8 protein-coding genes are annotated in these 12,320 nt (G+C 72.7%); all 8 read left to right on the top strand.

The features are described from left to right. Positions 1 to 87: 87 nt before the first annotated feature. The 8 genes from pstA to OG370_RS26455 all read left to right on the top strand — a co-directional run bounded on the left by pstA (position 88) and on the right by OG370_RS26455 (position 12,290). Complete coding sequence (gene pstA / locus OG370_RS26420) at positions 88 to 1,617, top strand: phosphate ABC transporter permease PstA (RefSeq protein ID WP_328468419.1); 1,530 nt, start codon at positions 88 to 90, stop codon at positions 1,615 to 1,617. Next, on the top strand, positions 1,614 to 3,311 hold the full coding sequence (locus tag OG370_RS26425) for a phosphate ABC transporter substrate-binding protein PstS (protein WP_328468421.1): 1,698 nt from the start codon (positions 1,614 to 1,616) through the stop codon (positions 3,309 to 3,311). The genes pstA and OG370_RS26425 overlap by 4 nt, the downstream gene beginning before the upstream one ends. Continuing rightward, positions 3,308 to 5,803, top strand: a complete 2,496-nt coding sequence (locus tag OG370_RS26430) for a hypothetical protein (protein WP_328468423.1) — start codon at positions 3,308 to 3,310, stop codon at positions 5,801 to 5,803. The genes OG370_RS26425 and OG370_RS26430 overlap by 4 nt, the downstream gene beginning before the upstream one ends. A gap of 269 nt (positions 5,804 to 6,072) precedes the next feature. Beyond that, positions 6,073 to 7,176 carry a substrate-binding domain-containing protein gene (locus tag OG370_RS26435; RefSeq protein ID WP_328468425.1) on the top strand — a complete coding sequence of 368 codons (1,104 nt, stop codon included), beginning with the start codon at positions 6,073 to 6,075 and terminating at the stop codon, positions 7,174 to 7,176. A gap of 85 nt (positions 7,177 to 7,261) precedes the next feature. After that, the gene (locus OG370_RS26440; RefSeq protein WP_328468427.1) at positions 7,262 to 8,389 is read left to right on the top strand and encodes a hypothetical protein; all 1,128 of its coding nucleotides are present in this window, start codon (positions 7,262 to 7,264) and stop codon (positions 8,387 to 8,389) included. Positions 8,390 to 8,503: 114 nt separating this feature from the next. After that, complete coding sequence (locus OG370_RS26445; RefSeq protein WP_328468429.1) at positions 8,504 to 9,979, top strand: hypothetical protein; 1,476 nt, start codon at positions 8,504 to 8,506, stop codon at positions 9,977 to 9,979. A 308-nt stretch (positions 9,980 to 10,287) separates the two neighbouring features. After that, positions 10,288 to 11,238 (top strand): sortase, encoded by a 951-nt coding sequence (locus tag OG370_RS26450; RefSeq protein WP_328468431.1) that lies wholly within the window; start codon positions 10,288 to 10,290, stop codon positions 11,236 to 11,238. A 95-nt stretch (positions 11,239 to 11,333) separates the two neighbouring features. Next, positions 11,334 to 12,290 carry a phosphate ABC transporter ATP-binding protein gene (locus tag OG370_RS26455; RefSeq protein WP_328468433.1) on the top strand — a complete coding sequence of 319 codons (957 nt, stop codon included), beginning with the start codon at positions 11,334 to 11,336 and terminating at the stop codon, positions 12,288 to 12,290. Positions 12,291 to 12,320: the final 30 nt, after the last annotated feature.

Here is a 12,320-nt window from a genome sequence, read left to right on the forward strand (position 1 = left end):
GCCGCGCGGTCCGGGCCGCCCGGCCGGCCGCGCCGCCCGGCACGCGAGCAAGCCGAACGACCGGCGCCGTCAGGAGAGGCAATCCGCATGACCACGGACATCACCAACGCCGCCACCGAGGCCGCGCCCGGCCCGCCCGGCGCCCTGCCGCCCGACCTCGCCGCGCCGCCCGCGGCCACCACCACGCTGCCGGGCCCGGCCGGTCCGGCGGCCGAACGGCGCCGCTCCACCAGCACGGTGCGCCGGACCGACGTGTTCTCCGCGGTCGGTGCCGCGGCCGCGTCGCTCGCCCTGACCTGGCTGTTCTTCACCCGCCTCGCGCCGTTCAGCGGCGGCCTCGGCTTCGTGGTGTGCGCGTACGCGCTGTTCCTCGCGCTGTACGCGCTGCTGGTGTCGTACGACGAGGACGGTCCCACGGTGCGCGACCGGATCGCGTCGGCGATCGTGCACAGCCTGGCCGTCCTCCTGCTGGTCGCGCTGGGCTTCGTGCTCGTCTACACGCTGTGGTCCGGCCGCAAGGCGCTGCCGCACCTGAACTTCTTCACCCAGGACATGCGCGAGGCCGGGCCGCTGGACCCGCTGAGCGTCGGCGGTATCCGGCACGCGATCATCGGCACGCTGATCCAGATCGCCATCGGCCTGGTGCTCACCGTGCCGGCCGGCCTGCTGTGCGCGGTGTTCCTCAACGAGGTGCCCGGCCGCTACGCGCGCTTCGTGCGGACCGTGGTCGAGGCGATGACCGCGCTGCCGTCCATCGTGGCCGGCCTGTTCGTCTACGCCACCGCCATCCTGGCGGTCGGCCTGGACAAGTCCGGCTTCGCGGCGGCGCTGGCGATCTCGGTGATGATGCTGCCGATCATCATCCGGGCGTCCGACGTGGTGATCCGGCTGGTGCCGGGCACCCTGCGGGAGGCGTCGTACGCGCTGGGGGCGCCGCGCTGGCGCACGGTGTGGCACGTGGTGCTGCCGACGGCCCGGTCCGGGCTGACCACCGCGGTGATCCTGGGCACCGCCCGCGGCGTCGGCGAGACGTCCCCGGTGCTGCTCACCGCGGGGTTCACCGCGGTCACCAACTACCAGCCGTTCCACAACCCGATGGTGTCGCTGCCGCTGGCCGCCTTCGAGTTCGTGCAGTCGCCGCAGCCGGCCATGATCGCCCGCGGCTTCGGCACCGCGTCGGTGCTGGTGGTGCTGGTGCTCGCGCTGTTCGTGGCGGCCCGGGTCGTCGGCGGGCGCGGGCCGGGCGAGTTGACCCGGCGCGGCACCCACCGGCGGGTGGTCGCGTCCCGGCGCGACCAGGAGCGGTTCGCCCGGCGGGCGGCGCGAAGCGCGGGCGGACGGGCGGAAGCGAGCGAGGTGCGGACCGAGGCGCTGTGGCGGACCGCGCCGGGCGGCTCCGCCGCGCCTGCCGTTCGTGCCGCACCCGGCGGCCCGGGTGATCCCGGCGACACCACGGCGCACGGCGCCTCCTCCGCGCCGACCGGTCCTGCCGCGCCCGTCGGCCCGGGTGACCCCGGCGGCCCGGACACCCCACGTCCCCCCGACACACCAGCCACCACCGATCAGGACCAGGAACACCCCGACCAGGGCACCGCACAGGGAGTTGACGGATCGTGAGAAGGATTCGGGCGGCGGCAGCGGCTCTCGCGCTGCTGATCTGCTCGCTGCTGGTCCTCGGACAGGGCCCGACCGCCTCGGCGGCGACCTACGCGCGGATCAGCGGCGCGGGCTCCACCTGGAGCCAGAACGCCATCGACCAGTGGCGCCGCAACGTCACGCAGTACGGCATGACCATCGACTACGCCGGCACCGGCTCCTCCGACGGGCGCCAGCAGTTCCGCAACGGCACCGTCGACTTCGGGGTGTCCGAGATCCCTTACGGGATGACCGAGTTCGGGGTCCGCGAGGCCCCGCCGACCCGCGGCTACGCCTACATGCCGATCGTGGCCGGTGGCACCGCGTTCATGTACAACCTGCAGATCGGCGGGAAGCGGGTCACCAACCTGCGGCTGAGCGGCGACACCGTCAGCAAGATCTTCACCGGGAAGATCACCAACTGGTCGGACAAGCAGATCGCCGCCGACAACCCCGGCCTGACCCTGCCCAGCCGCAAGATCATCCCCGTGGTCCGCTCCGACGGCTCCGGCACCACCGCCCAGTTCACGCTGTGGATGTCCAAGGAGCACGGCGCCGTCTGGAACGACTACTGCCGGCGCGTCGACAAGCCGGTGCCCTGCGGCCTGACGTCGTACTTCCCGACGGTCCCCGGCTCCGGCTTCATCTCGCAGTCCGGGTCGCTCGGGGTCTCCGGCTACACCCGGCAGAACTACGCCGACGGCGCCATCACCTACGTCGAATACTCCTACGCGGTGACCACCGGCTTCCCGGTCGCCAAGATCGAGAACGCGGACGGGTACTACACCGAGCCGACCGCCTCCAACGTCGCGGTCGCGCTGACCCAGGCGCAGATCAACGACAACAAGAGCTCGTCGCAGTACCTGACGCAGATCCTCGACAACGTCTACCACTACAAGGACGCGCGCACGTATCCGCTGTCCAGCTACAGCTACATGATCCTGCCGACGAAGGTGGAGGACGGCCTCACCACCGACAAGGGCAGGACGCTGGGCGCGTTCGGCTACTACTTCCTGTGCGAGGGCCAGCGGCAGGCCGAGCCGCTGGGCTTCTCACCGCTGCCGATCAACCTGGTGCAGGCCGGCTTCGACCAGCTCAGACGGATTCCCGGGGTCGAGGTCCAGAACATCAACCTCAAGGGCTGCGACAACCCGACCTTCTCCACCAACGGCACCAACACCCTGGCGAAGAACGCGCCGTTCCCCAAGTCCTGCGACAAGGCCGGGCCGACGCAGTGCTCCGACGGCACCGGCGGTGCGAGCAGGACCAGGACGCCGGTGAAGTCGTCCGCGTCGGGCGGCAGCTCCACGGCCGGCTCCGGCTCGGGCGGCGGCGCGAACAGCGGTGGCACCGGGAGCAGTTCGGGGACCACCTCGGGGAGCACCGCGGGGGCGGGTTCGGCGGGCGGCACCTCGGGCGGGGGCACCGCGACCGCCACGGCGGGCGGCACCTCCGGCGGCGTCGACCCCGACACCGGTCAGGCGATCGGTGACGCCGGCGGCTCCGGCGACGGCGGCCAGGACATCGCCGCATCGACCGTGCCGGTGGGCGCCGACTCGTTCTGGGGCCTGCGGACCTGGCTGATGGGCCTGTCCGCGCTGCTGCTGCTCCTCGTCGTGATCGCCCCGCCGGCCCTCGCCCGCCGGCTCACCGCCAGAGCAGGAGGGCGCAAATGACCGCGCGCGACGCCCGACCCCGGGCGAACCGGGGGCTGTTCGTACGCCTCGGCGGGCTGGGGTGCGCCCTGCTCGCCGCCGTCGGCCTGGTGCTGCTGCCGCTGCCCGCGGCCGGCACGGCGCACGCGGACGACGCCGGCAGCGGGTCCGCCGTGACGAAGTCCGGTACGAAGGGCACCTGGGACGACTTCACCTCTCTGAAGGTGACCGTCGAGCAGACCAGGGAACTGCGCGGCCAGGGCCTGAAGGTCAACTGGACCGGCGGCGCCCCGACCGCCATGGCCGACTCCAGCAGGTACGGCTACAACTTCCTCCAGATCATGCAGTGCTGGGGTGACTCGCCGGACGGACCCACCCGCGAGCAGTGCGAGATGGGGACGCCGTCCGGCGGCATCGGCCCGTCCCAGACGGCCAGGCGCGAAGTCGGCTTCACGGTCGGTACCGGGCGGTACGACCCGCAGGAGACGACGTACACCAGCGGGCAGCAGACCCTGCCGTTCCAGCCGGTGAAGGGCGCCGCCACCACCAACATGAACACGTACTTCAGCACGTTGACCAGCAACGAGCAGGACTACGCGCCCACCGCGGCCGACGGCACCGGCTCGGTCGTCTTCAGCCTGACCGACGCGGACTACCTCGGCTGCGGGCAGGTGCTCAAGGACGGCGTGCCGCCCGAGCCGTGCTGGCTGGTGGTGGTTCCCCGCGGCACCCACGAGCCCGACGGCTCCACCCCTGACCTCGGCGACGGCGGCCTGGTCACCTCGCCCCTGTCGGCGACGAACTGGGCCCAGCGGATCGTCTTCCGGCTGGACTTCGCACCGGTCGGCGCCTACTGCCCGATCGGGCAGAAGGAGCGGATGACCACCGGGTCCGAGATGGCCGACGAGGCGATCACCTCGTGGCAGCCGACGATGTGCACCGAGGACAAGATCACCTTCGGCTACGAGTTGCAGAGCGACGATGTCGGCCGCGGCCAGATCGCCCACCCCAGCGACGGCTCGGCGGGACTGGCCTTCATGGAGTCGCCGATCTCGCCGCCGCCGGACGGCGCGGCGATCGTGTACGCGCCGGTGGCGGTCTCCGGCCTGGTGATCAGCTACAACGTCGAGGTCGCGGCGTCGACCAAGATGGTGCCGAGAATCCGGCTCAATGCCCGGCTGGTCGCCAAGATGCTGACCCTTTCCTACCAGTGGGACGTGCCGGGCCCGGACATCCCGCGCGGAAAACTGTCGGCGCGGAACGCGGAGGGTCTTTCCAAGGACCCGGAGTTCCTGAAACTCAATCCGGATCTCGGGAACGACCCGGGTTCCAGCCAGATCGAGGGTATCGCGCTTCCGCAGAGCTCCGGCGACTTCACCGCGGAACTATGGCGCTGGCTGCGTTCCGACCCGGACGCGAAGAGTTTCCTGGCGGGAAAGCCGGACCCCTGGGGAATGACGATCAATCCCTACTTCCTCTCGTTGAAACCGGCCACGTCCGCCATCGCGGACTACCCGAGGCCCGATCCGACGTCGTACACGCCGTCCGCCCAGTACCCGAACCTGCTGATCGACAGCACCGCGACCAATCCGTACAACGCCGACCTGCACGGCGACGCGACCAGGGTGCTGTCCGCGGCGCAGCCCGGCGCGACGGGCGCGGACCTCATCGCCCAGCCGCCGAAGCTGCAGACCGGTATGTCCCTGCCGGGGAAGTTCTTCTCCTTCGGTGTGACCGACGCGGCCACCGCCTCCCGCTACCGGCTCGGCGTCGCCGAACTGCTCAACCCCGCCGGCCAGTGGGTCTCCCCGACCACCGACTCCCTGACCAAGGCGGTGGCGGGCTGGAAGGCCGGCTCCACCAAGGGTGTGCTGGACGCGGACCCGGGGCTGAAGACGCCGGGCGCCTACCCTCTGGCCACGGTCACCTACGCGGCCGCCTCCGTCGGCCAGGACGCCGCCGCGCGCAAGGACTACGCCACCATGCTGCGGTACGTCGCCGGCCCCGGACAGACGACCGGCATCGGTCCCGGCCTGCTCCCGCCCGGCTACGCGCCGCTGCCGGCCGCACTGCGCGACCAGACGCTCACCGCCGCGTCCGAGCTGGTCACCGGTGTCGTGCCCGCCTCGCCCGGCGGCTCCGGCGGTGGTTCCGACGGCGCGTCGGGCGGCGGTTCGGGGCTCTCGGGCGGGTCCGGCGGCGGACCGGGCGGCGGCACCGGTACGGCCGGCGCGACGGCGGGCGGCACCGCGGGCGCCACGCCCTCGTCCTCGCGGTCCGCGTCCCCGGCCGCGCTGAAGAACGGCTCCGGCGGTCCCTCGAACGGCACACCCGTGGCCAAGACCGGCATCACCCCGGGCGCGGTGCTCGGCGCGGTGCGCTGGGTGCTGCTGATCGTGCTGATCGCGGGCATCGCCGCCTCGCTGGGCGGACCGCTGCTGATGCGCGCGGGCGGCATACGCGGCGCGGGCCGCTCCCTGATACCGGCGCGCTTCCGGCGGAGCACGGCATGAGCGGGCCGCTGTCCGCCGGCGGGAACGCGCGCACGCCGCGGGACCTGCGCGCCCCGTGGAAGGAAAATCGAGATTACTTCTGCCGCCCTTCTGTTCACTTTACCGGGGCTTTTGATTTGGTTGCCGCGCGGAGATGAAGTGGGCAGAGTATTCGGTGTCCGGCCCGGCCGGATGTTCCAGGGAATTGCGCACTGCCCGGGGAACGGGGAATTGCGTGGTTCCCGGCACGTCACACCTGAAATTCCATCCGCCTCATACGGAGGAAGCAAGTGAACGTGAAACTCGCCAAGCGGGCGGCGATCGCCGCGGGCGTCGCCGCACTGAGTCTCGGACTGGCCATGCCCACCGCGCAGGCCGACCCGGGCAGCGACCCTGTCACCGGCAGCAACTTCCGTGAGCTCGTCGGCGTCGGTTCCGACACCACGCAGGACGTGCTCAACGGTCTGGCCAACGAGGTCCAGGACCCGGACCTCGACCCGGCGTCGCTGTTGATCGCCTCCTACGACGCGGTCGACCCCGCCACCGGCGCGGTGCACGGCAACATCACCACCCGGGCCGGACACTCCCCGGTGCAGCGGCCGAACGGCTCCGGCGAGGGCGTCAACGGCCTCGCCGCCGACATCACCGCCGGCACCAACAACTTCGACTTCGCGCGTTCCTCCAGCGCACCCAGCCACCCCGCCTCCGACGGCATCAGCGGCACCTGGGTTCCGTTCGCCCTGGACGCGGTCACCGTGGCGGTCTCCGGCACCAGCACCCTGCCGGCGAACTTCACCACGCAGCAGCTCACCCGCGCCTACAACTGCCAGGACCCGGCGACCGGCAACCCGCTGGCGGCCGGTCAGTTCCCCGTGATCGGCGGCGTGACCGTCCACCCGCTGGTGCCGCAGGCCGGCTCCGGCACCCGGAAGTTCTGGGCGGCCACCCTCGGCTTCAACGCCACCACCCTGCCCTCCTGCGTCAAGGACACCGACAAGGACGGTGTCTCGGTCGAGGAGCACGACGGCGGCTCGCTGAAGCGCACCGTCGCCGCCGACGGCGCCGAGGACATCGCCCCGTTCTCCATCGCCCAGTACATCGCGCAGAGCAACAGCGCGGTGACCGGGGTGCGCAACCGCATCCACGGCGCCCAACTGCGCTCGATCGACAACGTCGCCCCCGTGGTCAGCAGCAAGTTGAACACCTCGTTCCCGATCCACCGCGACGTCTACAACGTGTTCCAGACCTCCCGGCTGACCGAGCCGGACATCGCGCAGGCCTTCGTCGGCCCGAACTCCGACGTCTGCGCCAGCACCGACGTCATCCAGGAGTACGGCTTCGGCACCCTCACCGACTGCGGCAGCACCAGCGTGACCGGCGCGCTGATCCTCTGACCTGACCCGTAGCACCACCGCCGGGGCCGGGCACCCGTTCGCGGGTGCCCGGCCACCCCCCGGACCTCCAGGGAGAAGACCACCGATGAACCGAAGACTGTACGGCGCGCTGGTCGGCGCGCTGACCGTGCTCCTGGGCGCCGGCGCCGCGCTCACCACGAGCGGCACCGCGAGCGCGCAGAACGCGACCCGGGCCGCGACGGCCGGGCCGAAGGTCACCCTCACCGCCCGCAGCGACAGCCTCACCGACAGCTCGCCGTTCAGTTCCGTCTCGGTCGCCCGGGCCTGCCCGGCCGGCTACCAGGACAACCTCGCCGTGTACCTCGTGGTGCCCGACGGCCGCGAATCCGCGCTCGCGGCCAACCTCACCGACGGTGCCCCGTACAGCGGCGACGCCGTCACCACCCGGCCGCCCGCCCAGTCGGGCCCCGGTGTCCTGGTGCGGTCGATCGCCTCCGCCTTCCAGACCGTGCACGTGCCCGTCGCCGACGGCGTCTACCCGATCCACGTGGTGTGCGGCAACGCCGACCACGCGGACTTCCCCGACCGGCCGTCGGCCACCGGCTTCATCCAGGTCACGGGCAGCACCTTCGCCGTCGACGACCTGCCCGCGCCGGTCGAGACCACGCTGCGGCTGTCCGGCGATCCGGCGGGCCACGTCCAGGCCGGCAGCCCCTTCACGCTGACCGCGCACGTCAGCCCGAAGGCGAGCGGCACGGTCCGGTTCACCACCGACAACACCACCCCGATCGGCGATCCGGTGCCGGTGGTGGACGGCACCGCGAGCGTCACCGCGCCGGCCAACGGCACCGCCGCGGTACGCCGTTACGTCGCCACCTTCGTGCCGTCCGACCCGATCGGCTACGCGCAGGACGTGGCGGTCTTCTCGTACTCCTTCACCGCGGCGCCCGGCATCCAGGTCACCGACGCGGACGGCGACCCGCTCGGCGGCACCCCGCGCCTGGTGCCCGGCCAGCACATCGAGGTCTCCGCGCAGGGCTTCCTGCCCGCCGCGCAGGAGCAGGTCGACCCGCGCGTCAGTGGCGCGCTCGCGCTCTTCCCCGCGGTCACCACCGACACGGCCGGCTCGGTGAGCGGCTACGACCTCCAGGTGCCGTGGCTGATCGCCGACGGCACCCACACGCTGACCCTCCAGGGCAGGACCAGCCACCTCTCGGTCACCTTCACCTTCACCACGAAGTGGCGGTCATGACGATCTGACCAGCACGAACCGCACCACTGGCCGGGCACCCCACAGGTGCCCGGCTGCCGCCGTGGACACGGCGGCACCGCACCGCCGACCGCACCCCCGAGGGGACGAGGAGAGATGAAACGAAGAATGCACGCCGCAGTGCTGAGCGTGCTCGCACTGATCCTGGGCACCGGAGCACTGGTGTTCACCACATCGGGGGCCGCGCACGCGGACATCAACGGCACCGTGACCCTCACGCCGAGCAGCGGCACCGTCACCGACAAGCCCTTCGTCACCGGGCTGTCGCTGTCGGCGGGTTGCCCGGCGCCCTACCAGGACGCGCTGCGGGTCTCGCTGATCACGCCGGACGGCCTGACGAAGGCCCTGCTGGTCGTCAAGGACGGCGCCCCGTACACGAGCGTGCCGGCCGAAGTGACGCTGCCGGCCACCGCGCCCACGGGTGACGCCTACGTCTCCATCAGCACCGCGCTGCGGACGGTCACCGACGGCACCTACCCGCTCACCGTGGAGTGCGGTCTCGCCACCCCGGCCACCGACCAGGCGCTGCGGACGTACACCATGGCCATCGAGATCACCGGGCAGAACTGGGCGGTGGAGCAGACCGCGCCGGCGACGCAGACCACGGTCACCCTCACCGAGAGCCCGGTCGGCCACGCCCAGGTGAACAACAAGGTCGCCCTCACCGCGAAGGTCCAGCCGGCCGACGCGGCGGGGCGGGTCCAGTTCCTGCGGGACGGCACCAGCCAGATCGCGACCGCCACCGTGGCCGACGGCACGGCGACGGCGCAACTCCCGGCGCTGGCCAACCCGGCGCTGGTGCCGCTCGGGGCGATCTTCGTGCCGGACGACAACACGAAGTACACGCAGAGCTCCACGACGGTGAGTTACGCGATCGTCGACGAGCCCGACGTCACGGTGCTCGACGACACCGGCAACGCGCTGAGCGACACGCCGAACCTGAAGGGCGGTCAGAAGATCGCGGTGACGGCCACCGGGTTCCTGCCGGCGCCGTCCGGCAGTTCGGGGGAGAGCGTGGACCTCACGCTGGACGGTGCCGCGGCGACGCCCGCCACCGCGCCCGCCGACAGTGCCGGCGCCGTCGACAACCTCGCCTACACGCTGCCGGATTCCGTTGCCGAAGGCAGCCACAAGCTGACGCTCACCGGGCACACCAGCGGCATCGCGGTGGACTTCCCGTTCACCGTCGGCGCGGCGGCGAGCACCAGCGGTACGACCGCGGGGGACACGTCGGGTGACACCTCCGGGGACTCGTCCGGCAGCACGGCCGGGGACACCTCCGGGGACTCCTCGGGCGCCACGGCCGGGGACACCTCCGGTGACACCTCTGGTGACACGTCCGGCACTTCGGGCAGCGACACCGGTGGCGACATCGGCGGCGGGTCCGGCGACAGCGGTGGTACCAGCGGCGGCACCTCCGGCGGCGGCGGAACGCTCGCGGCCACCGGCGCCACCGGGGTCCTCCCGCTGACCGGGCTCGCCCTGGTGCTCGCCGCGGGCGGCGGCTACGCCGTCCACCGGGTGCGCCGCAACGGCAAGTTGCTCAGCTTCGGCCCGAGCCCGAGGGACTGACCCACTCAGCCGGGCCGGCGCGGCGCGATCCGGGGCGACCCGGGCCGAGCCGCGCCGACCCGGCGGGGCAGGGCCCCAAGTGCCGTATCCGGCAGGGCGATCAGCCCGCTCTACGAGGTCCCCGCGCGACGCCGACCGCTGGCGGGACCTTCCAACCACCGCACCCCTGACCCGGCGGAGCAGGTTCCAACTTCCCTACCCCGCAGGGCGATCGGCCCGCCCTACGGGTCCCCCCGCGCCGCCGACCGTCGTCCCAGCCCCCCAACCACCGCACCCCACCGCCCGATCCGCATCGAAGGAGCGCACCCGTGGCCGTCGTCTCACCGTCGCAGCCTCAGGCCGGGCCGCCGTACCCGCCGCCGCGATCGCGGGCGGAGCCGGCGCCGGAGCCGCCGTCCGGCAGGGGCGGCAGCGGCCGGCCGGACCCGTGGCTCGCGATCCCGGGCGCGGCGCTGACCGTCCTGGCCGCGCTGCTGCTCGGCTTCGCCGCGAACCTCACGGTGCTCGGCCACATCGAGCACGCCCGCGCCCAGCAGACCGAATACGACCGGCTGCGCGCCGAACTCGCCCTGGGCACCGCCCCGGTGGGACCGAAGGACGCGCGCGGCAAGGAGGTGCGCAGCGGCGCCCCGGTCGCGGTGCTGCACATCCCCGCCATCGGCCTGCGCGAAGTCGTCTTCCAGGGCACCACCTCCGGCGTGCTGATGTCGGGGCCGGGCCACCTGCGCAACACCCCCATGCCCGGCCAGGCCGGCACCAGCACGATCATGGGACGGCAGTGGGGCTACGGCAGCCCCTTCAACCACCTCGCCCGGCTGCACGCCGGCGACCCGATCACCGTCACCACCGGCCAGGGCCACGCGCAGTACAAGGTGACCGACGTACGCCGGGCCGGCGACCCCACCCCGCCCCAACTGACTGCGGGCGGAGGACGGTTGACGCTGGTCACCGCGACCGGCGGGCTCTACACGCCGCACGGGGTGCTGCGGGTCGACGCCGACCTGGTCGGCACCGCGCAGCCCGCACCGGCGGCCGGCGGCGCCGTCTCCTCGGCCGAACTGCCGCTGTCCGGTGACCCGTCGGTCTGGCTGCCGGTCCTGCTGTGGCTCCAGGCGCTGCTGCTCGCCACGGTCGCGGTGAGCTGGGCGCACCGCCGCTGGGGCAGCTGGCAGAGCTGGATCACCGGGGTGCCGGTGCTCACCGCCCTGGTCATCGCGCTGTCGGGCGCGGCCACCGAACTGCTGCCCAACCTGCTGTGACCCGCCCTGTCGTGACCCGCCTTGCTGTGACCCGCCCGGGCCGGGCGCGGTCCGCGCCGCCCGCACACCGCTCCGTCTGAGGGGATCGCCACTCGATGTCAGCCACCGACAAGACCGTTCCGCTGCCGCCCGTACCCGCGTCGCCCGCGCCACCCGTATCGCCCGCGTCGTCGGCGGCGGGACCTGCGGGGCCTGCGGGACCTGCGGGGGCGGCCACCGGCAGCGCGCCGTTCGCCGGCGCGGCCGTGCTCGCGCCGCCGTCCGGGGCGGGTTCGCGCTCCGCCACGCTGGAGGCCCGCGACGTGTCCGCCTGGTTCGGCGACCACAAGGTCCTCGACCAGGTCTCGCTCACCATGCCCGCGCAGCGTGTCACCGCGCTGATCGGCCCGTCCGGCTGCGGCAAGTCCACCTTCCTGCGCATCCTCAACCGGATGCACGAGTTGGTCGGCACCGCCTCACTGGCCGGCCAGGTGCTGCTGGACGGCCATGACATCTACGACCGGGGCCGCCGGATCACGCACGCCCGCCGCGAGATCGGCATGGTCTTCCAGAAGCCCAACCCCTTCCCCGCGATGTCGATCTACGACAACGTGCTCGCCGGGCTGCGGATGAACGGGGTCAAGGCCGACCGCTCCGCGCGGGACGCCCTGGTCGAGGAGTGCCTGACCAAGGCCGGGCTGTGGCGCGAGGTCGCCGACCGGCTGCGGCAGCCGGGCGGCGCGCTGTCCGGCGGGCAGCAGCAACGCCTGTGCATCGCCCGCGCGTTGGCGGTGCGCCCCCGGGTGCTGCTGATGGACGAGCCGTGCTCCGCACTCGACCCGACCTCCACCCGGCGGATCGAGCAGACCATCGGCGAGCTGTCCGACGAGGTGACGATCGTGATCGTCACCCACAACATGCAGCAGGCCGCCCGGGTTTCCCACCAGTGCGCGTTCTTCCTCGCCGAACAGGGCACACCCGGAGCGGTGGTGGAGCACGGCCCCACCGACGCGATGTTCAACCACCCCCAGGACCCGCGCACTTCGGACTACGTCCAGGGCCGCTTCGGCTGAGGAGAGAGCCCGACGCCAGGTTCCGACGCC

This window comes from Streptomyces sp. NBC_00448, assembly GCF_036014115.1.
Taxonomy (GTDB): Bacteria; Actinomycetota; Actinomycetes; order Streptomycetales; family Streptomycetaceae; genus Actinacidiphila.